This window comes from Brachybacterium paraconglomeratum (genome assembly GCF_003994255.1).
Taxonomy (GTDB): domain Bacteria; phylum Actinomycetota; class Actinomycetes; order Actinomycetales; family Dermabacteraceae; genus Brachybacterium; species Brachybacterium conglomeratum.
Genome location: NZ_ML133851.1, coordinates 802,075 through 825,294 on the forward strand (window position 1 = coordinate 802,075; position 23,220 = coordinate 825,294).

The window sequence follows — 23,220 nt, forward strand, 5'->3', positions numbered from 1 at the left end:
CCTGTCCGCGGCCGCTCGGGCCGCCTCTGTGCCGGTCCGCCCAGACTAACGAACGCGCCTGGACGGTGCGGGAGCGGCACCGGCCGGGCTCCGTCCCGCCGGTACGCTTCGACCATGCCTGAGACCTCCGCCCCCGCTCCCCTGCTGGTCCTCGTCGCGATGCCCGAGGAGGCCGCGCCGCTGACCTCCCGCCTCGAGGACCCCGCCCCCGTCGAGGTCCCCTTCCCCGCCCCGGTCGCGGCCGTCCGCGGTCGCCTCGGCGGGTCCGAGGCCGTCGTGGTCACCACCGGCATCGGCGTCGCCGCCGCGACCGCGGCCGCGACCTGGGGCGTCCTCGCCCTCTCCCCCGCCCTCGTGGTCGCCGCCGGCTCCTGCGGCGGCCTCGCCGCCGACGTGGAGGTGGGCACCGTGATCGTGGGCGAGACCTTCGCCTGGTCGATCGCGGACGCGACCGCCTTCGGCTACGCCCCCGGGCAGCTGCCCGGCGGGCCCGAGCGGATCGTGGCCGAGACGTCCTGGGTGGACCGGGCCGAGCGCGCCGCCCGCGCCGACCAGACGGCCGCGGTGCGGCGCGGGCTGATGCTCGCCGGCGACGCCTTCGTCACCGCACCGCTGGCGGACCCGATGCGGGAGCGGTTCCCCGGCGCGCTCAGCGCCGACATGGAGACCACCGCCACCGCCCGCACCGCCGAGGCGCTCGGCGTGCCCTTCGTGGCGCTGCGCGCCGTCTCGGACCTGTGCGGTCCCGCCGCCGGTCAGCAGTTCCACCTCGAGATCGACGTGGTCGCGGAGACCTCGGCCCGGGCCGTCGAGCGCCTCGCCGTCGATCTCGCCGGCTGAGGCGCCCCGGCGCGGCGTCAGCGCGCGGCCGGGTGCAGCACCTCGCCGCCCTCGACCAGGGCGCGGAGGTTCGCGGCGATCCGCTCGTCGGCGCCGACGGGCCGGCCTCCTGCGCCGTGCGGGGTGATCAGCAGGCGCGGCGCGTCCCACAGTGGGTCGCCGGACGGGAGCGGCTCGGGCTCGGTGACGTCGAGGCCGGCCGCGCCGAGGGTCCCCGCCTCGAGCGCCTCGCGCAGCGCGACCTGGTCGACGGTCGCGCCGCGGCCGACGTTGACGAGGATCGCGTGGTCCGGCAGCGCGGCGAGCACCTCGCGGCCCACGATCCCGGCGGTCCGCTCGGTGGCGGGCAGGATGTTCACCAGCACGTCGGTGCCCGGCAGTGCGGCGGGCACATCGGCCTCGGCGATCACCTCGACGCCGGCGCGGGTGCCGGCGCTGCGAGCGGCGCCGCGCACCTGGGCGCCGAGGCCCTGCAGCATCGGGGCGAGGGTCTGCCCGATGCTGCCGAAGCCCCAGATCAGCACGCGCGCGCCGAGCAGCGTGGTGAGGCGTCCCTCGGGGTGCAGGGGCTGCAGGCCCCCGAGCTCGTCGCTCCACTCGTGGCGCTCCTGCGCCTCGCGGGCCTCGGGCAGGCGCCGCACGAGGGCGAGCAGCACGGCGAGCGCATGCTCGCTGACGGTCCTCGAGTGCAGGCCCGCGCCGGTGGCGACGACGACGTCGTCCGCGAAGCCGGCGGCGAGGATCCCCTCGACCCCGGCGGCGAGGGACTGGACCAGCCGCAGCTGCGGCAGGTCCACGGCGGCGGAGGCGAGGTGGCGGCGGGAGGAGCCCCAGACCACGAGGGCGGCGGCGTCGTGATGGGCGGCGGGGATCTCGGCGCGGGCGTCGACCACGACCGCCTCCCAGCCCTCCGGCAGCGTCGGGTCCAGGGGCATGGTGTCGGGAAGCAGGATCTTCATGCCCCCAGGGTACGGAGGAAGCGCATCGCGCCTGCCGGACGTCCTCCGATAGCCTTCCCCCATGCGCTTCGGCCCCGCCTCCGCACTGTCCTCCCTGACCGGCCTCACCGGCGGCGCCGCGCGAGCGCTGCGACGCACCACCCGCCGGGCGCGTCGCGGGGCGCGCCGCTCGGCGATCGCCGCCCCGCTGGACACCGGCGGCTTCCTCGGCGCCTCGCTGACCGCATGGATCTCGACCTCCCCGAGCCTGCTGCCCCGCACCTGGTGGATGTGGGCGGCGAACATCGGGCTGTCGGAGGTCTACGGCTACGCCGCCGGCGCCCTCGCCGGCGGTGCCGTGCGCCGCGCCGGCGCCGCGATCGGCCTCGAGGTGGACATCGCCCCGGACCATCGCCGCCGCGCCCGCTGGGCGGGGGCGTGCGCTCTCGTCGGCATCACCGCCTACTCGTGGGTGCGAGGGGTGATGCGGCAGCGGGAGATCAGCCATCTGGTCCACCAGGAGCCCAAGAACCTCGCCACGCACCTGGTCGGCACGGCGGCCGGGGCCGGGTTCTCCCTCGCCGCGCTCGTCGCCGCCCGGTCCACCGTCGCGACCGCGCACTTCTACCGTTCACTGCTGCGTCCCTACCTGCCGGCGCGGGTGGTCGGCGTCGCCTCGCTGCTGCTGACCGCCGCGACGGTCGCGGTGGTGGTGGACCGGCTGATCCGCGGGCGGGTGCTCGAGGGCATGATCGAGCGGGCCGACGCCGCGAATCGGCTGATCTCCCCCGACGTGCCCCGCCCCACCTCCGCGCTGCGCTCGGGCGGGCCGGGTTCGCTGGAGACCTGGCAGTCCCTCGGCGCGCCGGGCCGCAAGATCGTCTCCGCCGGCGCGGAGGCGGCCACGATCTCCCGCACCGTCGGCCGTGAGGCGGCCGAGCCGATCCGCGTGTATGCCGCGAAGTCCGGCTCCCGCACCCTCGAGGACACCGTCGACGCGGTCATCGCGGAGCTGGACCGCACCGGCGCCTGGGACCGGGAGGTGCTGGTGCTGTTCACCGGGACCGGCACCGGCTGGCTGCAGGAGTGGTCGCTGTCCGCGATCGAGTTCCTCACCGCGGGGAACTGCGCGACCGCCTCCCTCCAGTACTCGTACTTCCCGAGCCCCCTCACCTATCTCGCCGACCGCCGCTCCCCGCAGCGCGCCGGCGCGCTGCTGGTCCAGGGCGTGCGGCGCCGGATGGCGCAGCTCCCGCCTGAGCGGCGTCCGCGCCTGTACGTGGCCGGCGAGTCGCTGGGCGCCTTCGGCGGCACCGCCGCGTTCCGCGACCTGCCCGAGCTGCTGCGCACGGTCGACGGGGCGGTGTGGACGGGCACCCCGAGCTTCACCCCGCTGTGGGAGCAGCTGACCTCCCGTGCCCGGCCCGGCTCCCCCGCGGTCGCGCCGATCATCGACGACGGGCGGCACGTCCGCGTGGTCACCCGACCGCGCGACCTGCACCGCAACTACTGGGGCGGCCTGTACGTGCCGTGGCAGAGCCCCCGCGTGGTCTTCGCCCAGCATCCCTCGGACCCGGTGGTGTGGTTCGATCCCTCGCTGCTGTGGCGGGAGCCGGCCTGGTTGCAGGAACGGGTGGGGCACGACGTCACCCCGGCGATGCGCTGGTTCCCGTGGATCACCTTCTGGCAGATCGCCTCGGACATGCCGCTGTCGATCGCGGCGCCGGGCGGGCACGGGCACTCGTACCGCGAGGAGATGGTCCCGATCTGGGCGGCGGTGCTGGGCCAGGACGTGCCCGAGGAGCAGCGTCCCGCGCAGCGACGCCGGCACCGCGAGATCATCGCGGCGATCCGGGAGATCAACCCGGGAGCGTGAGCGGGAAGGGGCTCAGGGGTTCGGGCCGACCGCGACGGGCCGTTCGGGGTCCGCGCTCCACTGCGACCAGGAGCCGGGGAAGAGCCGCACCCGCGGGAAGCCCGCGGCCTCGAGCGCGAGCAGGTCGTGGGTGGCGGTGACGCCGGAGCCGCAGTACACGACCGCCTCGCCGTCCGCCGTGACGCCGGCGGCCTCGAAGCGCTCCCGCAGCTCCTCGGGGGGAAGGAAGCGCCGCTCCGGATCGAGGTTGCCGGCATAGGGCAGGTTCACGGCGCCGGGCACGTGGCCGGCGCGCGGGTCGATCGGCTCGACCTCGCCGCGATAGCGCTCGGGGGCGCGGGCGTCGATCACGACGGCCTCCTCGGAGGCGGCGAGCTCCGCGACCTCGTCGGCGCTCGCGATCCGGTCCGCAGGCCAGTCCCGCACCGGCACGTCCCCGGGCTCCGGGGTGACGGGCCCGCTCTCGAGCGGTCCGTTCCAGGCGTGCAGGCCGCCGCTGAGCACGGAGGCCTCGTGGCCGAGGGCGCGCAGCATCCACACCAGGCGGGCGGCGGGGCCGCCGTCGGTGTCGTCGTAGGCGACGATGCGGGAGCCCTCGGTGACGCCGAGACGGCGCAGGGTCGCGGCGAAGTCCGCGGGGTCGGGCAGCGGGTGACGGCCCGCCTCGGGGCGCGCCGGGGCCGCGAGCTCGGTGCCGAGGTCGACGTAGACCGCGCCGGGGAGATGCCCGGCGAGGTGGTCGTGCTCGCCCTTGCTGCCGTCGAGCGCCCAGCGCACGTCGAGCAGGACCAGGGGGCGACCCTCCTGCCCGATCTCGTCGATCAGCGCGTGCAGCGCGGCGACGTCGAGGAGCGGGGCGGAGGTCGGGCTCACGCCTTCACCTGCAGGTCCACCCGCACCAGGCGGTGATCGGAGGTGGGGAAGGGGTGGCTGCCGGTCAGCTCGCTGCCCGGCTCGCCCCGGCGCGGCCAGTACACGGCCGAGGAGGCGATCTGCAGCCCGCGGGCGGGCAGCACGTAGTCGACGCGGAGGTTCCCCGGGGTGGGCTCGGCGAAGTCGGCGGTGTCGTACCGCGCCTCGCCTCCGTGCTCGGCGTTCGCGCCGCCCTGCGTCTCGGCCGCCTCCACGGCGCCGTCGCTGCTGGGCTTCGGGTCCTGGACGCGGGGATGGCGCAGGAGCTGCTCGATCGCGCCGGGCCAGGAGTCGCCGTCGGCCGGATCGGAGTTCAAGTCGCCGAGGATCACGAAGGGGGCGCTGGGCTCCAGGCCGCCGCGCGTCCCGGCGTCGTCGACGATCCACTGCGAGCGACGGCCGGGCTGGAGGTAGTCCACCCACAGCCGGATCTCGTCGTGGTTGCGTCGCTGGTTGCGCTTCTCGGGGCCGTCGAAGCTCGGCGGGGTGGGGTGGGCGGCGAGGACATGGAGGACGTCCGTGCCGATCTGCACCGGCACGTCCCAGTGCGACTTCGAGCTCAGCCGCAGCTGCGGGGAGATCTCCGGCCCGTAGAACTCGGTGGGCAGCAGGTTGTGCGGCATGTCCGCCCAGCGCAGGTTCTGGAAGGTGCGCACCTGATCGGCGAGGATCGGGTAGCGGGAGAGGACCACCATCCCGTACTGGCCGGGGAACTGGCCGAACCCCCAGGCGTCGTCCGGGCCGCCGACGGTGCCGTCGCGGTTCAGGTCCAGGCCGGAGGGCACGCCCGTGTTCACGGGGGCGGTGAAGGCGTAGGGGTAGAAGGCGGGGCTCTGCCCGTTCTGCGGCACCTCGAGGTACTTCTCGCGGAAGAGGTCCACGCCGCGTCCCTCGTCGTCGTGGTCGAACTCGTTGAGCAGCAGGATGTCGGGGCTGTTGATCTGGATGACCTCGGCGACCGCCCGGATCTGGGCGTCCTTCCCGGTGGCGAGGTCCTCGAGCAGCTGCCCCTCCCGGCCGCGGTTCAGGGAGGCGTTGAAGGTCGCGGCGCGCAGCGACTGGAACGGACCGCCCCGACGCGCGGGCTCCGCGGCGGTGGCGGTGGCGGCGGCGGGCAGTCCGAGCCCGGCAGCGGCGGCGGCGACGAGCGCCCGGCGACGGGAGAGGCGAGGAGTCATGACTTCCATTGTGCACGTTCCCGGGGCCGGACGACAGGCCGCTGTGGACGGCCCAGTGGCACACTGGCGGCATGAGAATCGCGTTCCTGGGCACCGGCCGCATGGGCACCGAGCTGGCCCTGCATCTGCTCCCCGACCACGAGCTCACCGTCTGGAACCGCACCGCCTCCCGCACGCAGCGCCTCGCCGAGGCGGGCGCCGCGGTCGCCTCCACCGCCGCCGAGGCCGTCGCGGACGCCGAGCTGGTCGTCACCTCGCTGTTCGGCCCCGACGCGGTGCGGGAGACGGTGATCGCCCCGTCCCTGATCCCGGCCGGCGTGACCTGGGTGGACACCACCACCGTCTCCCCCGCCGACGCCGAGGAGTTCGCCGACGCCGTCCCCTCCTACGTGGGCGCGCCCGTGGTCGGCACCCTGGGCCCGGCCCGCAGCGGCACGCTCGGCGTCTACGTCGGCACCCCCGACGACGGGCGGCGCGAGCAGGTCCTCGACCTCGTCGCCCCCTGGGCCGATCCGGAGCGCCTGCGCGGCGTCGGCTCCGGCCGCGAGGCCGCCGTCGGGAAGCTGCTGGCGAACCTGGCCCTGGCCGTCTCCGCGCAGGGCCTGCGGGAGGCGCTCGCCCTCGGAGAGGCGACCGGCACCTCCGCGGAGGCGACCCTGGACATGCTCGGCGCCACCGGGCTCGCGTTCATCGCGGGGATGAAGGGGCCGTTCGTGCGCGGGGAGCGCTCGACCGAGGGAGGGGACTTCACTGCGGACGCCATCGCGAAGGACGCCCGGCTGATGATCGACACCGTCGACGGCGCTGCGTCCGACGGCTCGTCTCGCCCCGGCAGCGACCTGCCCGCGCTGCGCGGCGCCCTGGCCTCGCTCGACGCGGAGATCGCCGCCGGCCACGGCGAGGACGACTTCTCGACGATCCTGCTGGAGGGTGCCGAGCGCACCGGGGAGTGAGGCCTCGGGTCAGACCGAAGGGGCGTCGCGCGGCTGATCTCCACGGCCTGAGCCGCTCATCCGTCAGCAGACCCCGCTGCACGGCCGCGCCAGTATCCCGGTCGCTGATGGTCATGGACATACGCCAGGATGACGATCTCGGCGCGATGGTGGATGTAGACGACGCTGTAGGGGAAGGCCCGTACAGATCTGCGCCGTGCGACGACCCCGCCGCCGGCGTCGGCGACCGGCGGCCAGCTCTCGGGTCCAGCACCGATGCTCCGCACCGCTTCGGCGACCCTGATCATGAACTCGTGTCCGAGGCCTGGCACCAGGCCTTCGTAGTACTCAGCGGCGGCGAGGAGCTCTGATCCTGCGGACGGGTGCTCGCGGACCGGGTCCGTCATTGCGCGGTACGGGGATGACGACGCTCGAACTCTGCCTTCGTGGCGGCGAATGTCCCCAGCTCCACACGGCCTTCGACGACGTCGTCGGCACGGCGCTTCAGCTCATCGCGCCACTCGTCGGCGGCGACCGTTCCCTCCGGAGCTGCGTACCCCTCGTCAAGGCTCCGCAGACCCCGCCGGATGACCTCGGCGCGCGCTTCGGGGTCGAGCGCCAACAGCGCTCGTTCCACCTCCGCGATCTCCAGTCCCATACCTCGAGTCTACGAAGCTCGTTCACCCTGTACCAGTGCGCGGACCTTCTTGTGGACAGTGCGCTTCAGCGCAGGTCCGCGAGGATCCCCTGCCCGGCCTGCCGGCCGGAGAACAGGCAGCCGCCGAGGAAGGTGCCCTCGAGCGCGTTGTGGCCGTGGATGCCGCCGCCCCCGAAGCCGCTCGCCTCGCCGGCCGCGTAGAGGCCGGGCAGCGACCCGCCGCCGGGGACGCCCTCGCGCTGCACGCGACCGCCGAGATCCGTCTCGAGACCGCCGAGGGTCTTGCGCAGCAGCACGTGCAGGCGCACCGCGATCAGCGGACCCGCCGAGGGATCGAGCAGCCGGTGCGGGGAGGCGGTGCGGATCAGGCGGTCGCCGAGATAGCCGCGCGCGCCGCGCAGAGCGGTGATCTGGGCATCCTTCGAGAAGCGGTTGCCCACCTCGGCGTCCCGGGCACGGATCGTGCGCTCGAGCGCACGGGCGTCGATCAGGTCCTCCCCCACCAGCGCGTTCATCTGGTCGACGAGCCCCTCTACGTCGCGGGCCTGGAGGAAGTCCTCGCCGCGGTCGAGGAAGGCCTGCACCGGGCCGGGCGCGCCGGGCCGCACCCGTCCGAGCACCTGCTTCCAGTCCTTGCCGGTGAGGTCCGGGTTCTGCTCGCTGCCGGAGAGCGCGAACTCCTTCTCGATGATCTTCCGGGTCAGCACGAACCAGGAGTGGTCGTGGCCGGTGGTGCGCAGATGGCGCAGGGTGCCCGTGGTGTCGAAGCCGGGATAGGCGGGGGCGGGCAGGCGGTGGCCGCACGCGTCGATCCACAGCGAGGACGGTCCGGGCAGGATCCGGATCCCGTGGCCGCGCCAGACGGGGTCCCAGTTGCGGATCCCCTCGGTGTAGTGCCACATGCGGTCACGGTGGATCCAGCGCGCCCCGGCCCGCTCGGCGGCGAGCATCCCGGAGCCGTCCACGCTCGCCGGCACCCCGTGCACGAAGCCCTCCGGCATGGTGCCGAGCTCCTCGGGCCACAGCGAGCGCACCAGCTCCTCATTCCCGCCGATCCCGCCGGTCGCGAGGAGCACCGCCGCGGCCCGTTCCTCGAAGTCGCCGACGACCTCGCGGGTCGAGCCGGCACCGCGTGGGGAGTCGTCGTCCGCGAGCACGCTGCCGCGCACCCCGACCACGCGTCCCTCCTCCACCAGCAGGTCCTCCACCGCGTGCCGGGTGCGCAGCGCGATCCGCCCCGCCTCGCGGTGGGCGGCGAGACGCCGGGCGAAGGGCTCGACGAGGCCCGGCCCCGTCCCCCAGGTGAGGTGGAAGCGGGGCACGGAGTTGCCGTGCCCCTCGGCGCGGCCGTCGCCCCGCTCGGCCCAGCCGACGACGGGGAAGAGCCGGTGCCCCATCGACCGCAGCCACTCGCGCTTCTCCCCCGCCGCGAACTGCAGGTACGCCTCCGCCCAGCGGCGCGGCCAGTGATCATCGGAGCCGTCGGGCTCCTCGAAGGAGGCGGAGCCCAGCCAGTCCTGACGGGCGAGCTCGAGGGAGTCGCGGATCCCGAGGCGGCGCTGCTCGGGGCTGTCCACGAGGAACAGCCCTCCGAAGCTCCACCAGGCCTGCGCGCCGAGGTCCTGCTCCCCCTCGCGCTCGAGCAGCAGCACGCGCCCTCCGCCGTCGGCGATCTCGGTCGCGGCGACCAGGCCCGACAGCCCGGCGCCGACGACGATCACCTCGGCCTCCATGGTCACTCCACCCTGATCCGTCGGACCCGCTCGAGATGGTCGCGGCTGTTGACGCCGGACATGGTGCGGCTCTTCTGCCGGTTGTTGCTGCCGACGCGCCGGTCGCCGGTGCGGAGGTTGCCCACTGCGACGTCGGTCTTCTTCTCGAACTCGTGCCGCTTGTCCCGGTTGCGGTAGTAGCGGTAGATGCCGATGTAGGTCCCCAGGAACACGGCCGGTCCCAGCAGGAAGGGGAAGGCGATCCCGGCGGCGCCGTCCCCGGAGTCGGCCAGCAGCATCGCGGCGGTCGGGTCCGCGGCGATCTCAGCGAGCAGCGGGTGCATGCGGGCCTCCTCGGGGGTGGTCGGTCGTGGTCGGCGTGCTCATCAGAAGAACATGTAGGCGAGGCCGGCGAGCGCGCCGACCACGGCGGCGACGGCGCCCGCGGCGCAGGAGGCGGCGAAGATCTTCGGATGGGAGACGGGCACGGAGCCCATCGTGGTGCCGGTGCGGCCGTTGACCGCGATGTAGTGGGTGAGCGCGCCCTCGCCCTTGGCGGAGTCGGCGTAGCTGTACAGCCACACCGGAACGTAGATCGACACCCAGCGGGTGCCGTGCACGGCCACGCCCTCCTCCTTCCAGCGCACCCCGCGGTCGTAGCGGGAGATGGTGGGCGTGGCCTTCGCCCGGGCGATCGCGAGGAACTTGTCCTCCACCTCGGCGTCGACGTCCCGGACGTTCAGGTCGCGCCGCTCGGAGGTGAAGCCCTTGAGGTAGTTCGAGTTGTAGGTGACCGCGTTCTCGGTGTCGTAGGGCTGGACGGCGTTGAGGATGTTGTTGGTCGCCTCCTCGTTCTCGTCCGCGTCGAAGCGGCTCGCGGACTCGACGGTGAGGTCGTCGACCAGCAGGTCGAAGGCGCGCTGGACGGCGTAGACGTCCGCGTCGTAGTAGGTCTCGGTGACGTAGTTGTCCTTGCCCACGCGGCGCCGCACCGTGTACTCGCGGGTGGTGACCTCGCCGGTGCCGCGCAGCACGGCGTGCATGTTCCCGTCGACCACGAGATACGGGATGTACACGCCCATCACGTTCTCGGGCACGAACTCCTGCGTGAAGCGGCCCAGCGCGAAGGTCTTGCGCTTCCCGGCGAAGGCGTCGATCCGCTCGACCGCCTCCTCGCGGGTGAGCAGGAAGGGCAGCACCGCGTCCGGCACCGCGCCGTTGGGGATCTGCGAGTTGATCGAGAGGGTCTGGCGGCACCAGTGGCAGCGGGCCTGCATCTGCTGGTCGACGTTGAGGACGATCTCCGCGCCGCAGCCCTGGCACTTCAGGGTCACGGTGGTGAGGTCCTCCCGCACGTCCGCGGTGCCGGAGGCCATGGTGTGGCCGCGCAGCTCCGCGATCGAGGAGTCGAGCCCGAAGCGCTGCTCGGCGATGTCCTCGTTCCAGCTGTGGCGGCAGTACGAGCACACCAGCGCCTTCGCGGTCAGCGAGTACTGGATCTCGGTGCTGCCGCAGCGGGGGCACTTGTTCAGCCCGTCGTCACGGCCGGAGCTCGTGTCGATGATCCGCTCGGAGCTGTGGCCGGCGGCGGCCTCGGCGGCGCGCGCGACGGCCTCGTCCCCGAGCATCGGGGCGTCGGTGCTCGACGACGCCGCGCCTCCGGGCTGCGGGGCCCGGGGCGGCTGCGGCGGGCGCGCCCACGGCGGGCCCTGCGGATCCTGCGGAGGGGGTGAGGTCATCGAGAGAGTGCTCCGGGAGTGCGGGCGCGGCTCAGAGGCCGAGCGCGGCCTTCTTCGCCGCCTCGTAGTCGTCCTCGCTGATCAGCCCCTGCTCCAGCATCTGCTTGTACTGGGCGAGCTTCGCGACGGGGTCCTCCTGCGCGGGAGCGGCCTGCTGCTGCGGGGCCTGCTGCCCCTCGGCGGGGGCCTGCTGCTGCGGGGCGCCCTGCTGGCCGGGCGGCGCCCACGGCTGGACGGGGTTGACCATCCCGCCGGCGGCGCCCATGCCGGCCCCGAACATCGCCAGTCCCGCGCCGCCGCCGTTCTCGCCCGCGGCCTGCACGCCGCGCGCGGCGGCCTGGTTCATGAAGGACTGCGAGCGGGCGCCGGAGAGCGCGTCGGCCTTCTGCACGTCGGCCAGCAGCTCGCGGGTGCGCTGGTCGTACTCGATCGAGACGATCGCGGTCTTCACGATCGCGAGCCCGCGGTCGCTGGACCAGCGGTAGCCCTCCTCGACGGCGGCCGAGAGCGACTGGGCGAAGCCGACCGAGTCGCCCTGGATGCGGGAGATGCGGTTGCCCTTGTCGGGATCGTTCGTGTAGCGGGAGAACGCCTGGGCGAGGGAGCCGACGACCTCCTGGAACATCTGGTTCCCGGCCGCGTTGTCAGGGTCGGAGAAGTCGAACACGGGCGCGTTCGCGGAGATGAACGAGGCGGGCACGAAGTTGTGCACGAACAGCAGCGGGTCGATGATCCGCAGCGTGTAGGAGCCGCGCGTGATCGCGCCGACCTGCGCGTTGAGGTAGGCGTCGTCCCAGTAGATCTCCGACTGGGTGCCGAAGCGGTTGTCGGGGATCTCCTTGAGGCTCACGTAGAAGGCGAGCTGCTGCGAGGAGGGGCGGCCGCCGTACTTGAAGCGCTCCCAGGAGGTGCCCACGGTCGAGGCGAGCAGGTCGTCGCCCGCGAAGACGGAGCGGGCGTCCGGGGAGGAGTCGTTGAACTCGTAGCCGCCAGCCTCGGTGATCAGGCCGGTCGCGCGGCCGTCGACCACGGTGATCAGGCCGTACCCCTGGGGTACGAGGATCTTCGAGCCGTTGGTGATGACGTTCTCGGAGCCGCGGGTGTTCGAGCCGCGGCCGGCGTTGGTGCCCTGCGCGACCGCCGGGAACAGCGCCGCCGTCTGCGGCAGCCCGTTCGGGACGGTGAGGAAGTCCTTCCACTGATCGGCGAGCATGCCGCCGACCGCGCCCTTGAATGCCTGGATGAATCCCATGTGAGCTCCTTCGTCGCCCCCGAAGTTGTGATCGCGGCCATGCTACCGCCCGTCCCCGGGCGTCCGCTGAGGGCCCGGATACAGTTCCCCGCATGGACCTGCTGCAACTGCTCGAGCGCCTCCAGGTCCCCCTCTATCTCGCCGCGATCGCGGCCGGTGTCCTGATCGGTGCCGCGGCGCCGGGCACCGCCCCGGCGCTCGAGCTCGCCGTCGAACCCGCGATCGCCGCGCTGCTGCTGGTGACCTTCCACGGCATCCCCCTCACCCGCCTGAGCGCCGCCCTCGCAGGCCCCCGCTTCCTGCTCGCGCTGCTGGCGGTGAACCTCCTGGTGGTGCCCGTGATCGTCTGGGCCCTGACCCGCCCGCTCGCCGGCTCGCCCGATCTGCTCCTCGGCGCGCTGCTGGTGCTGCTCGCCCCGTGCATCGACTACGTCGTGGTGTTCACGGCGCTCGCCCGCGGCGCGCACGAGAAGCTCCTGGCCGCCACGCCCCTGCTGATGCTGGGGCAGATCCTCGCCCTGCCGGTGCTGGTGCCGCTGCTCGGGGGCGGCGCGGCGTCGTCCGCGATCGACCCCGCCCCGTTCGTGCGGGCGCTCGTGCTGCTGGTGCTCCTGCCGCTGCTGGCCGCCGCGCTGCTGCAGCGCCTGGCCCCCCGCCTCGACCTCGCCCCGGCGATGGTGCCGCTGATGGTCCTGGTGCTGCTCGCGGTCACCGCCTCGCAGACCCCGCGGGTGCTCGGCGCGGGCGGCGCGCTGCTCGCCCTCGTGCCCGTCTACGCGGCCTTCCTCGTGCTCGCCGCGGCGGCCGGGCTGCTGATCGCGCGCCTGCTGCGCCTGAACGCCCCCACCGCCACCGCCGTGGCCTTCTCCGGCGCGACCCGCAACTCGCTCGTGGTGCTGCCGCTGGCGCTCGCGATGCCGACCCCGCTCGCCCCGGCGGCCGTGGTCGCCCAGACCCTCGTCGAGCTGATCGGGATGGTGGTGCTGGTGCGGGTGCTGCCGCGGCTGCTCAGCCGGTGATGTCGAACCGTGCCAGGCGCTTGCGGTCGCCGCTGTTCTGCAGGTCCAGCAGCTGGGCGTAGATCCCCCCGGAGGCGGCGAGCTCGGCGGGGGTGCCGATCTCGTCGATCCGCCCGTCCTCGAGCGTGATGATCCGGTCCACGGCCGCGATCGTCGAGAGGCGGTGGGCGATGATCAGGGAGGTGCGGCCCTCCATCAGCTCGTCCAGGCCCTTCTGCACCTGCCGCTCCGCCTTCGTGTCCAGGGCCGAGGTCGCCTCGTCGAGCACGAGCACCGGCGCGTCCTTGAGGATCGCGCGCGCCACCGCGATGCGCTGGCGCTGCCCGCCGGAGAGCTTCAGCCCCCGCTCGCCGATCACCTGCTCGTAGCCGCCGGGGAAGCGGCGCACGAAGCCGTCGGCGTTCGCGCGGCGGGCCGCGTCGGCGACCTCCTCGTCGCTCGCGCCGGGCCGGCCGTAGGCGATGTTCTCCCGCAGCGTGCCGGAGAACAGGGAGGCGTCCTGGAAGACGACGCCGATGCGGGAGCGCAGCTCGTCCAGCGGCAGCTCGGTGCTGGTGCGTCCCACCACCTCGATCTCGCCCGCGCGCGGCTCGTACAGGCCCAGCAGAAGGTTCACGATCGTGGACTTCCCGCCGCCGGACTCGCCGACCAGCGCGATCTTCTCCCCGCGGGCGACGGAGAAGTCGATCCCGTGCAGCACGTCCTCCCCGTCCTCGTACGCGAAGGACACGTCCCGGAAGCGGACCACCGGGGCGCCGGGCACCGGCTCGATCGCCGGCGGCGGCACGTCGTCCTCAGCCCGGGCGAGCATCGCGGCGGTGCGCGGGTCGACCTCGGTCCCCATCACGCGGAAGTAGTCCTTGGACCCGGCGATGGCGCGCTGGGAGGAGTCGATCACCCAGCTCATCGACTCCACCGGGGCCTTGGCCATGCTCATCAGCTGCACCAGCAGCACCATCTCGCCGAGCGTGAAGGCGCCCTGGACGGTGCGCACGAAGATGATCACGTAGATGCCGAAGAACACGAGGTTCAGCACCGCGCGTCGGATCACGTCCATGCGGTGCCAGTGCGTGGACTGGGCGCGGGTGGTGGCGTCGGTGGACCAGAAGCGACGACGGAAGTCCTCGAGCTCCGAGCGCTCGCGCACGAAGGACTTCACGACCCGGATCTGGCCGACGACCTCGGCGAAGCGGCCGGAGGCGATGTCGACCTGCTCGTTCTTCTCCCCCTCGAGCCGCTGCCACTTCACGGAGGTGAGCGAGGTCAGCCACACGTACAGCGGGAACACGATCAGCAGCAGCACGGTCAGCGGCCAGGCGTACCAGGCGCTGATCGCGAGCACCGCGACCGTGGTGATGAGCATCGACGCGAAGGAGTTCGACATCATCTTCGCGAAGTTGGTGATCTCGGTGATCGAGCGGTTCAGCCGCGCCACGATCGTGCCGGTGATCTCCCCGTCGAACCAGCGCTGGGGCAGGTGGAGGAGCTTGTCGTAGTAGCGCACCGAGAGGATCGTGCGCATCCGGTTGCTCATCACGTCGCCGTACCAGCCGCCGATGTTCGACACGACGGTGTTGAACAGCTCCGCGACCAGCACCGCGGCCGCGATCAGCACCACGGCGCGGACGGCGGTGCCGGTAGGGGTCTGCCCGCCGACGGCCCCAGCGACCGTGTCGGTCGCATGGCCGATCAGGAAGGGGACGGCGAGGGCCGCCGCCGCGGTGAGCACCGAGCAGAGGATGATCGCGGTGTACAGCGGGGCGAGAGCACGGGTGAAGCGCACGATGCGCAGGAGGGATGCCACGTCCCACCACCTTACGGAGGCGGTGCGGCGCGGTCCATGGGCCGCCTCACCCGGGCGCGACGCCCTGAGCGAAACGCCCGGCTCCCTCGTGCCTGCTCAGTCGTCCTTCGGTCCGACGATCCCCAGCAGCACCGCGAGCGTGGCCCGCTCCCCCGCGCGGCGTCGACGGACGTAGCCGGTGGCGAGCGCATAGGGCACGAGCATCACGAAGCCGACGGCGCTCAGCAGCAGGATCGCGACGACGATCGAGCCGGTCTGCGCGCTGCCCTCGGCGCCGGTGCGCGCGACCAGCAGCGCGGCGGCGATGTTGCGCTGGCTGGTGAGGATCGCGGGACCGTCGGGGACGGTGAGGGTGTCCCCGGCGAGGTCGCCGGCGAAGCGGCCCGCCGCGAAGGCGAGGGCGACGAGACCCGCGGCGACGAGGAGCACCGGGGAGAGCAGCAGGTCCAGCACAAGGCCTGAGTTCGCGCCGAAGCCGGAGAGGAACATCAGCACCGCCGAGACCGCGGCGACGCCGCCCGCGATCCGGGCGAAGAGATCGGCGCGTCCCGGCCAGACCGCGGCGATGACGATGCCGGCGATCATCGGGGAGAGCATCGTGCCCAGCAGCAGCTGGGCGACGGACCAGCCGTGCACCTCGACGTCCCGCAGGAGGAAGGGCACCACCAGCGGCATGAAGGCGATCGAGCCGAGCAGCAGCACCGCCATCGGCCCCGCGGTCTCGCCGTAGGGGATGCGGGCCATCGCCCCGAGCTGCAGCACGAACGGGGCGCCGGCCGCGCACAGCGCGATGACGAACCCCTCCCCCGTGTGGTGGGGCAGCAGGCCGGCGAGCAACCAGATGAGCAGGGTGCCGACGGCCGGGACGACGACGAAGTTCGCGCCGAGGACGGCGAGGACGGTGCGGCGGTCCCGCAGCTGGTCGCGGAAGGCGCGCAGCGGGGTGCGCAGCCCCATCGAGAGCATGGAGGCGATCGCGAAGGCGGGCACGCTGATGTCGATCAGCGCGCCGAGCAGAGCCTCGATCGCATCCACCCCGGCAGACTACGCGTCACCGGAGGCAGGGGCTCAGATCCAGCCGTTGTCCGAGGCGGTCCTCACGGCCTCTGCCCGGTTCGCGACCCCCAGCTTCCCGATCGCGGCGGAGACGTGGTTGCGCACCGTCCCCTCGGAGAGGAACAGCCGCCCGGCGATCGCGGCGGTGGTGCCGCCGACTGCCGCGGCCTGCAGCACCTCGGTCTCCTTCGCGGTCAGGGGGCTCGGGCCGACGGCGAGGGACTGCGCGGCGAGCTCGGGGTCCACGACCCGCAGCCCCTGGTGGACGCGGCGGATCGCGTCGACGAGCCGTTCGACGGGGGTGTCCTTGACCATGAACCCGCCGGCCCCGGCCTCCATCGTGCGCCGCAGGTAGCCGGCCCGGCCGAAGGTGGTCAGCACGATGATCCGCGGGGCGCCGTCGATGCCCTGCAGCTGCTCGGCCACGCCGATCCCGTCGGCCGGTGCGCCGTCGGCGCCGGCGGGCATCTGGACGTCCAGCAGGAGCACGTCGGGGCGCCGCTCCTCGACGAGGTCGAGCGTCCCGGCGCAGGTCGCGGCCTCCCCCACCACCTCGAGGTCGGGCTCCAGGCGCAGCAGGGCGGCGAGGCCGCCGCGGAGGATGGCCTGGTCGTCGGCGACGGCGACGCGGATCATGCCGCCCGGTCCATGGTCGCCCTCAGGGTGGTGCCGGTCTCGGAGGTCTCGACCCGGAGCCGTCCCCCGGCGAGCACGACGCGGGCCTCGAGGCCCTGCAGGCCGCTGCGGGAGGCGCCGTGGGGGATGCCGATGCCGTCGTCGGCGACGGTCACCGCGTCCTCCTCGACGGTGATCCGGGCGCGCGTGGCGCGGGAGTGGCGCACGATGTTGGTGACTCCTTCGCGGATGACGTAGCCGAACAGCTCGGCGAGGTCCTCGTGCAGGGGCGGCAGGGCGGTGGGGACCTCGGCCTGGATCCCGACGGTGCCGAGCACGGTGCGGGCGGAGGCGATCTCGGTCGCGGCGCGCACGGTCTGCATGCCGGAGGCGGTGGCGCGCACGTCGGCGAGCGCCTGGCGGGTGGTGGTCTCGATGTGCTCGAGCTGGGCACGGGCCGCCTCGGGGTCCTTGTCCAGCAGGCGGCGGGCGAGCTGGGCGGAGATGGTCAGCGAGGTGAGGGAATGGCCCACGAGGTCGTGCAGGTCCCGGCCGATCCGTTCGCGCTCCGCGGCGACCGCGAGGACGGCGTTGCGCTGTTGGGCGGCCTCGAGCTCCTCCTGGAGCATTTGCTGGCGCACCCCGTAGCCGATGCCCCAGGCCATCACGGTGCCCATCACCGCCAGGCCCGCGGCGATCGGCACCCGGAGCACGAAGGCGAGCACCAGCACGGTGAGGCTCATCAGCAGCATCGAGGGCAGCGCCCAGCGCCACGGCAGCAGCAGCACGTGCGTCATGGCCTGGAACATCACCATGAACAGCACGTTCGGGCCGAGGAGCGGGATCAGTGCCAGCAGCACCCCGGTGCAGAGCGCGAACCAGATCAGTCGCACCTTCAGCGGGTACAGGCCGATGCCGCAGGTGGTGACGAACAGCGCCGCGTACAGCAGCAGCATCGCCGTGACCAGCGCAGCGGCGGGACCGGGCGCCTCCTGCCAGGCGAGCACGATGGGGATCAGCACGAACATCACCGGCGGGAGGGAGAACGCGAGCCCGCCCGAGTCCTTCGCCGCTCGGAGGATCCCGCGCGGGGTGACGGGGCGTGCCGCGGCCTCGGCCGGGGTGCCGTGCACCCAGGTCTCCCGGTCCGTCGCCTCCGGCGTCTGCATGAGGGTCATTGTGTCAGCGCCGGGTCAGACCCACGGCGCGGCGCAGGCTGACAGCGCACAGCACACCGAGCCCGAGGGTCCAGGCGCCGATCACCAGCAGGCCGGTGACCGGGACCTCGCCGCCCTGCAGCGACCAGGTGCCCAGCTGCGAGATCCAGTAGGTGGGGATCGCGTGCCCGATCTGCTGCATCCATCCCGGGAACATCTCCAGCGGCATCCACAGCCCACCGAAGATCGCCATCGCCATCATGGTGATCACGCCGCCGGCCATCGCGGTGCCGCCCTTGAGCACCATGCCCAGCACGATGCCGATCAGGATGGTGGGCAGCAGCCCCAGCCAGAGCACCGCGATGGTGGCCAGGAACGTCGCGACGCTCACCTCGACGCCGGAGGCGATCCCGACGACGCCGACGGCGAGCAGGGCCGGGACGATGACGGCGCTCGCGGCCATCACGGAACCCACCAGGAAGGAGCGCGGCGACAATCCGGCCACGATCAGCTGGCGCAGGAAACCGCTGCGCTGGTCCTCCTGGATCTGGGTGCCGGCGGTGACGGCGGCGCCGAGCCCGCCGTAGGCGGCCATGTTCACCATGATCATCCCCTGGGCATCACCCCCGCCCTGGTCGCCGAACATCATCCCGAACAGCAAGTACATGCCCACCGGCATCGCGATGGTGAAGAGCATGAACATCACGTTGGTGACGGTCATCCGCGTGGTGTGCAGCGCGTAGCGGACGGTGCGGGTCGCGGCCGACGGGGCGGCGGCGGTGCGCGGCCTCGCGGAGCTGAGGGCGGTGGTGGGTGCGGCGGTCATGGCGGCGCTCCTCGGTCGGGTCGGGGCGGGTGAGGTGGTCGAGGCCGGGTGGGCGTCGGTGCTCATCGCTGCGTCTCCTCGTCGGTGTGGTCGGTGATGCGGAGGAAGGCCTCCTCGAGGCCGGGCGCGGAGACCAGGACCTCGTGGACGTCGGCGGCGAGCTCCGAGGTGAACAGTGCGGCGAGCGCCCGGTCGGAGTCCGAGCAGTGGGCCCGCACGCGGCTCGGGTCGGTCTCGTCCACCTCGGCGCCGCGGACGCCGGGCAGCTGCGCGATCCGTGCCGGGGCGACGCCGCGCAGGGTGATCACCCGACCGGCGACGAGGGCGCTGATCTCGGTGCCGGTGCCGTCGGCGACCACGCGACCGCGATCCATGACCACGACGCGGGCGGCCTCTCGCTCGGCCTCCTCGAGGTGGTGGGTGGCGAAGACGACGGTGCGCCCGGTGGCGGCGACGGACCGCATCTGGTCCCAGAAGGCGCGCCGGGCGCCGACGTCCATGCCGACGGTGGGCTCGTCCAGCAGCAGCACCTGCGGATCGCCGAGCAGGGCGATCGCGAAGCGGACCCGCTGCGCCTGGCCGCCGGAGAGCGCGCCCATCTTCCGCGTGACCAGGTCGGCGATGTCGGCCTGGGCGATGACCTCGGCCATCGGCATGGGGTGGGCCTGCAGGGAGTGGAGCATCCGCAGCATCGAGCGGACGGACTGGTCAGGCAGCAGCGCTCCGGCCTGGAGCATGGTGCCGATCAGCCCGGTGCGGGTGGCGGTAGCCGGATCGGTGCCGAGGATGCGCACCCGTCCGGTGTCGGGGCTCGCCAGGCCCACCATCATCTCCATGGCGGTGGACTTGCCGGCGCCGTTGGGACCCAGCAGGGCGACGATCTCCCCGGCGCGGATCTCGAGGTCGAGGCCGTCGAGCGCGCGGACGTCGCCGTAGCGCTTGTGCACGCCGGCGAGGCTGATCGCGGTGCCGGTCGCGGGGTCGGCGGTGGTCTCGGGGGTGGGGGTCTCGGGGGCGCGTCGAGTCGTGGTCATGGCTCCAGGCTCCTGGCTGCGGGGCCCTCACCCCAGTCCCCGTGATCACCTCGCGCCCATGACAGTCGTCATGCCCCCTGGGGCGCGGGCTACTCTGGATCGGTGCTGATCAGACAGGTGCGGCCGTTCGACGCCGCCACGGGCGGAGCCCCTGACGCGCCGGTGGACCTGCGGATCCGCGACGGCGTGATCGCCGAGCTCGCCGCGGGGCTGTCCCCCGCCCCGGGCGAGGAAGTCCTCGACGGGGGCGGGGCGCTCGCGATCCCCGGGCTGTGGGACCAGCACGTCCACTCCGGGCAGCTCGCCCAGGCGCATGCCCGGCTGGACACCTCCGGGGCGGGCAGCGTGGGCGTGATCCTCGAGCTGGTGCGGGCCGAGCTCGCCTCCCGCCGCGAGACCGCCGTCGATCCGGTGCAGGCGCTGATCGGCTTCGGCCACCGCCTGGTGGACTTCGCCGTGCAGCCCACGGTGCCGATGCTGGACGAGGCGACCGGCTCGGTCCCGACGGTGCTGATCGGCGGGGACGCGCACCATGCCTGGATGAACTCGGCGGCGCTGCGGGCGCTGGGCCTGCCGCCCCGTGACGGGATCGTCGCGGAGGAGGAGTGGTTCGTGCTGGCCCCGCGCCTGCCGGAGCTGCCGGGGGTCGCCGATGCGGTGGCGACGGGCTCGGCGATGATGCAGCGCCAGGCGCTGCAGCGCGGGGTGGTGGGCCTGGTGGACATGGAGTGGGGCCGGCCCTGGGAGGTCTGGCCGCAGCGGTCGCCGCGGATGCGGATCCGCACCGCCGTCTACCCCGAGGAGCTCGCCGCCGCGCCCGGCCCCACGGGCACACCGCTCGAGGAGCGGGGCCTGGTGACGATGGGGCCGCTGAAGGTGATCGTCGACGGGGCGCTCGGCTCGCACTCCGCGTACACCCGCGAGACGTACACCGACGGTCACGGCTACGCGGGCCGGGGCGTGCTGAGCGTGGGCCCGGAGGCGCTGCGCGACGCGCTCGTGCGGGCGCGGGCGCAGGGCCTCACCGCGGCGGTGCACGCGATCGGGGACGCCGCCGCGCAGGTCGCTCTCGCGGCGATCCGTGCCGTCGGCCTCGGTGCGCGGATCGAGCACGCGCAGATGCTCACCGACGACGACATCGCCGCCATGGCCGCCCTCGGCGTGACCGCGTCCGTGCAGCCCGCACATCTGCTGGACGACCGCGACGCCACCGAGGCGGTCTGGCCCGGCCACGGAGGGCAGGCCTTCCGGCTGCGGGACCTGCTGACGGCGGGGGTGCCGCTCGCCCTGGGCTCCGACGCCCCGGTCGCGCCCCTGGATCCGTGGCTGGCGATGGCGGCGGCGGTGCACCGCAGCGCCGACGAGCGCCCGGGCTGGCACCCCGAGCAGCAGCTCCAGCCGCGCGAGGCGCTCGCCGCCTCGACCGACGGGATCACCTCCCTGCGACCCGGCGGCGTCGGCGACGTGGTGCTGCTGGAGGGCGACCCCTTCGCCGACGTGCCCCTGGGGGCCGACGGGCTGATGGTCGAGGCCGCGGCCCGGGAGGCCGCGGAACGGCTGCGGGAGACGCACGTGCTCGAGACCGTCGTGGCCGGCGTCCCGTCCATCGGCCGCTGACGGCGTGGGCAGCGCCTCCCCCGATCGACTATGCACGGTAGTAATGGATGGGGCATAGTGGGGCCATGCCGCAGATCTCTCGATGGCCCCGACGCCTCGGGGAGACGCTCCGCCTCGCCGCCGCCGCGCTGCGCGCCTGGGGGCCCCGGCAGGTGCTCACCGCCGTGGTCGCCGGGACCGCCGTCGCGGTCGTGATGGGCGTGGCCACGGTGCTGATCCCGAACTCGCTCTTCTCCCGCGACATCCCCACCCTCGCCTGGAACTACCCCGTCTGGATTCTCACCTCCGCGCTGATGGGCCTGCTCATCGCCACCTACGTGGCCCCTGCGGAGGGTCGGGGCTCCCGGGAGGCGAGCTCGGTCGAGGTCGGTGAGCGCCGGGACGCGCGCACCGGCACCGCCGCCGGGATGCTGGCCTGGTTCGCGGTCGGCTGCCCGGTGTGCAACAAGCTCGCGCTGCTCGCCCTCGGGTACGGCGGGGCGCTGACCTGGTTCGCGCCGGCGCAGCCCTTCCTGGCCGCCCTCGCCCTGGCACTCGCACTGATCGCCGTGGTCTCCCGCCTGCGGGGCCAGGTCGCCTGCCCGCTGCCCGCCGCGGCCCGTTCCCGCCGGGCGGCCGCCCTGTGAGCGGCGCCGAGGGCTCCCACCCCTTCGACCAGGTGCGGCTGGGGCCGCTGGAGCAGCAGGTGATGGAGCAGCTGTGGGCCCACGACGAGCGGACGATCCGTGAGCTGATCACCGGCCTGGGCGGCCATCACGCCTACACCACGATCGCCACGGTGCTCACGAACCTGGAGCGCAAGGACCTGGTGACCGCGAGCCGGAAGGGCCGTTCCGTGCGCTACCGGCCGCGCCATCCGCGCTCCGAGCACGCGGCACGGCTGATGGAGCAGGCGCTGTCGAGCAGCAACGACCGCGGCGCCTCGATCCTCCACTTCGTCCGCAGCATGGACGAGCGCGAGACGGCGCTGCTGCGCCGCTACCTCGACGACATGGACGCCGGCGGCACCCCGGGGTCCGGATCGGCAGCGCCGTGACCGTCGGCCTGTTCGTCCTTTTCGCGCTCGCGCTCGTCGTCCTCGCGCTGGGCGGTCGCCGTCTGGTGCGCTGGAGCACCCCCGTGCTGGTGCGCGCGCCGCGCCTGGCCTCCGCGCTGCTGCTCGGCACGCTGGCGGTGTGGTCCGTCGCGGCGGTGGTGCTCAGCGTGGCCCTGGCGGGCCTGGCCCGCGGGCCGCAGCTGCTCGCCGGCGCCGCCGCCGATGTCTGCCAGCGCTGCCTCTCCGCCGCGAGCCCGTTCTCCACCGGCGGCCCGATCCACCTGCCGGTGCCGATGGCCGTGCTGGTGATGCTCCCGCTGGCCGGGACGGCGCTGATGGGTGCCCTCGCCGTGCGCGGTCTGCTCCGCCGGGCGGCGTCGAGCCGGTCGGTCCTCGCCCAGGTCCGGACGACGGGTTCGCGCACCGTCGTCGCCGGGCACCCGGTGCTGCTCGTCCCGGACCGGGCACCGCTCGCGTTCGCGCTGCCGCGCCGCCACGGGGGCATCGTGATCTCCCGCGGCCTGCTGGACTCGCTTCCGTCGCGCGAGCTCCGCGCGGTCCTCGCGCACGAGCAGGCGCATCTGGCCCAGCACCATCACACGGTGCTCGCCGTGCTGGCCGCGCTGACGGGCCCGCTGCGGATCATCCCCCTGTTCGACGCGGTCGCGACCACGGTGCCGCATCTGCTGGAGATCGCCGCGGATGACGTCTCGCGCCATCGCAGCGGCACGCCGGCCCTGGCCAGTGCGCTGCTGCGGCTCGCCGAGGTCGGCGCCGCCGCGCCGTCGGCGCCCCTCGCGACGGCGCCGGGCGCCCTGCTGCACGCGACCGGACCGGCCGGCAGCGGCCCGGATCGGATCGGGCACCTGGTCTCCCCCGCCGCCGCGCGTTCGGCGCTGGTGCCGGCCACCACCCTCGCCGCCCTGCTCGCCGTGCTGGCCCTCTCCGCTCTCACCCTCGTCGCGCCGTACGCGGCGCTGCTGCTGGACGGCTGCGCCGTGCCGCTGTGAGCATGCGGG

General features: G+C 73.8%; 23 protein-coding genes. 9 read left to right on the forward strand and 14 right to left on the reverse strand.

The window, feature by feature from the left end; all coding sequences use genetic code 11:
• The first annotated feature begins 114 nt into the window (after positions 1–114).
• Positions 115–840, forward strand: coding sequence for a 5'-methylthioadenosine/S-adenosylhomocysteine nucleosidase (mtnN, locus tag DS079_RS03605; protein ID WP_010549990.1), 726 nt, complete (start codon positions 115–117; stop codon positions 838–840).
• A 17-nt stretch (positions 841–857) separates the two neighbouring features.
• Here mtnN and DS079_RS03610 read toward each other — a convergent pair whose 3' ends face one another.
• Positions 858–1,799: a phosphoglycerate dehydrogenase gene (locus DS079_RS03610; protein ID WP_126984872.1), complete on the reverse strand. Its 942-nt coding sequence runs from the start codon at positions 1,797–1,799 to the stop codon at positions 858–860.
• A gap of 61 nt (positions 1,800–1,860) precedes the next feature.
• Here DS079_RS03610 and DS079_RS03615 point away from each other — a divergent pair, with 61 nt between their 5' ends.
• The gene (locus DS079_RS03615; protein WP_164736083.1) at positions 1,861–3,654 is read left to right on the forward strand and encodes an alpha/beta hydrolase; all 1,794 of its coding nucleotides are present in this window, start codon (positions 1,861–1,863) and stop codon (positions 3,652–3,654) included.
• Positions 3,655–3,666: 12 nt separating this feature from the next.
• Here DS079_RS03615 and DS079_RS03620 read toward each other — a convergent pair whose 3' ends face one another.
• A complete protein-coding gene (locus DS079_RS03620; protein WP_126984874.1) occupies positions 3,667–4,527 on the reverse strand; it encodes a sulfurtransferase in 861 nt (286 codons plus the stop codon).
• On the reverse strand, positions 4,524–5,744 hold the full coding sequence (locus DS079_RS03625) for an endonuclease/exonuclease/phosphatase family protein (RefSeq protein ID WP_126984876.1): 1,221 nt from the start codon (positions 5,742–5,744) through the stop codon (positions 4,524–4,526). Before DS079_RS03625 ends, DS079_RS03620 begins: the two co-directional genes overlap by 4 nt.
• 71 nt (positions 5,745–5,815) lie before the next feature.
• Between DS079_RS03625 and DS079_RS03630 the strand changes: the two genes are divergently transcribed.
• Both DS079_RS03630 and DS079_RS03635 read left to right on the forward strand, forming a co-directional pair.
• Positions 5,816–6,697 (forward strand): NAD(P)-dependent oxidoreductase, encoded by an 882-nt coding sequence (locus DS079_RS03630; RefSeq protein ID WP_126984878.1) that lies wholly within the window; start codon positions 5,816–5,818, stop codon positions 6,695–6,697.
• A 107-nt stretch (positions 6,698–6,804) separates the two neighbouring features.
• Positions 6,805–7,047, forward strand: coding sequence for a hypothetical protein (locus DS079_RS03635; protein WP_126984880.1), 243 nt, complete (start codon positions 6,805–6,807; stop codon positions 7,045–7,047).
• 32 nt (positions 7,048–7,079) lie between these two features.
• On the opposite strand, the gene DS079_RS03640 is transcribed toward DS079_RS03635, so the two are convergent.
• The 5 genes from DS079_RS03640 to DS079_RS03660 all read right to left on the reverse strand — a co-directional run bounded on the left by DS079_RS03640 (position 7,080) and on the right by DS079_RS03660 (position 12,037).
• On the reverse strand, positions 7,080–7,334 hold the full coding sequence (locus tag DS079_RS03640) for an addiction module protein (RefSeq protein WP_126984882.1): 255 nt from the start codon (positions 7,332–7,334) through the stop codon (positions 7,080–7,082).
• 65 nt (positions 7,335–7,399) lie between these two features.
• A complete protein-coding gene (locus DS079_RS03645) occupies positions 7,400–9,067 on the reverse strand; it encodes an FAD-binding dehydrogenase (RefSeq protein ID WP_126984884.1) in 1,668 nt (555 codons plus the stop codon).
• Between the two features lie 2 nt (positions 9,068–9,069).
• Positions 9,070–9,390, reverse strand: a complete 321-nt coding sequence (locus tag DS079_RS03650) for a hypothetical protein (RefSeq protein WP_126984886.1) — start codon at positions 9,388–9,390, stop codon at positions 9,070–9,072.
• 42 nt (positions 9,391–9,432) lie between these two features.
• The gene (locus DS079_RS03655; RefSeq protein ID WP_224765440.1) at positions 9,433–10,785 is read right to left on the reverse strand and encodes a TFIIB-type zinc ribbon-containing protein; all 1,353 of its coding nucleotides are present in this window, start codon (positions 10,783–10,785) and stop codon (positions 9,433–9,435) included.
• A gap of 31 nt (positions 10,786–10,816) precedes the next feature.
• Positions 10,817–12,037 carry an SPFH domain-containing protein gene (locus tag DS079_RS03660; protein ID WP_126984888.1) on the reverse strand — a complete coding sequence of 407 codons (1,221 nt, stop codon included), beginning with the start codon at positions 12,035–12,037 and terminating at the stop codon, positions 10,817–10,819.
• Positions 12,038–12,129: 92 nt separating this feature from the next.
• On the opposite strand from DS079_RS03660, the gene DS079_RS03665 reads away from it, so the two are divergent.
• Positions 12,130–13,056: an arsenic resistance protein gene (locus tag DS079_RS03665; protein ID WP_126984890.1), complete on the forward strand. Its 927-nt coding sequence runs from the start codon at positions 12,130–12,132 to the stop codon at positions 13,054–13,056.
• Here DS079_RS03665 and DS079_RS03670 read toward each other — a convergent pair.
• The 6 genes from DS079_RS03670 to DS079_RS03695 all read right to left on the reverse strand — a co-directional run bounded on the left by DS079_RS03670 (position 13,046) and on the right by DS079_RS03695 (position 19,548).
• Positions 13,046–14,860, reverse strand: a complete 1,815-nt coding sequence (locus DS079_RS03670) for an ABC transporter ATP-binding protein (protein ID WP_126984892.1) — start codon at positions 14,858–14,860, stop codon at positions 13,046–13,048. The two genes, DS079_RS03665 and DS079_RS03670, sit on opposite strands and share 11 nt — an antisense overlap.
• 96 nt (positions 14,861–14,956) lie before the next feature.
• On the reverse strand, positions 14,957–15,895 hold the full coding sequence (locus tag DS079_RS03675; protein WP_126984894.1) for a Na+-dependent transporter: 939 nt from the start codon (positions 15,893–15,895) through the stop codon (positions 14,957–14,959).
• 33 nt (positions 15,896–15,928) lie between these two features.
• Positions 15,929–16,552 carry a response regulator transcription factor gene (locus DS079_RS03680; RefSeq protein ID WP_126984896.1) on the reverse strand — a complete coding sequence of 208 codons (624 nt, stop codon included), beginning with the start codon at positions 16,550–16,552 and terminating at the stop codon, positions 15,929–15,931.
• Positions 16,549–17,700 carry a sensor histidine kinase gene (locus DS079_RS03685; protein ID WP_241237524.1) on the reverse strand — a complete coding sequence of 384 codons (1,152 nt, stop codon included), beginning with the start codon at positions 17,698–17,700 and terminating at the stop codon, positions 16,549–16,551. Before DS079_RS03685 ends, DS079_RS03680 begins: the two co-directional genes overlap by 4 nt.
• Positions 17,701–17,713: 13 nt before the next feature.
• Entirely contained in the window at positions 17,714–18,514 is an 801-nt protein-coding gene (locus tag DS079_RS03690; protein ID WP_126984900.1) for an ABC transporter permease, read from the reverse strand.
• Positions 18,515–18,576: 62 nt separating this feature from the next.
• Positions 18,577–19,548, reverse strand: coding sequence for an ABC transporter ATP-binding protein (locus tag DS079_RS03695; RefSeq protein ID WP_126984902.1), 972 nt, complete (start codon positions 19,546–19,548; stop codon positions 18,577–18,579).
• Positions 19,549–19,650: 102 nt separating this feature from the next.
• Here DS079_RS03695 and DS079_RS03700 point away from each other — a divergent pair, with 102 nt between their 5' ends.
• The 4 genes from DS079_RS03700 (at position 19,651) to DS079_RS03715 (ending at position 23,211) form a co-directional block, all read left to right on the forward strand.
• The gene (locus tag DS079_RS03700; RefSeq protein ID WP_126984904.1) at positions 19,651–21,165 is read left to right on the forward strand and encodes an amidohydrolase; all 1,515 of its coding nucleotides are present in this window, start codon (positions 19,651–19,653) and stop codon (positions 21,163–21,165) included.
• Positions 21,166–21,230: 65 nt separating this feature from the next.
• On the forward strand, positions 21,231–21,791 hold the full coding sequence (locus DS079_RS03705; RefSeq protein WP_126984906.1) for a hypothetical protein: 561 nt from the start codon (positions 21,231–21,233) through the stop codon (positions 21,789–21,791).
• Positions 21,788–22,201, forward strand: coding sequence for a BlaI/MecI/CopY family transcriptional regulator (locus DS079_RS03710; protein ID WP_241237525.1), 414 nt, complete (start codon positions 21,788–21,790; stop codon positions 22,199–22,201). Before DS079_RS03705 ends, DS079_RS03710 begins: the two co-directional genes overlap by 4 nt.
• Complete coding sequence (locus tag DS079_RS03715; RefSeq protein WP_126984908.1) at positions 22,198–23,211, forward strand: M56 family metallopeptidase; 1,014 nt, start codon at positions 22,198–22,200, stop codon at positions 23,209–23,211. Before DS079_RS03710 ends, DS079_RS03715 begins: the two co-directional genes overlap by 4 nt.
• Positions 23,212–23,220: the final 9 nt, after the last annotated feature.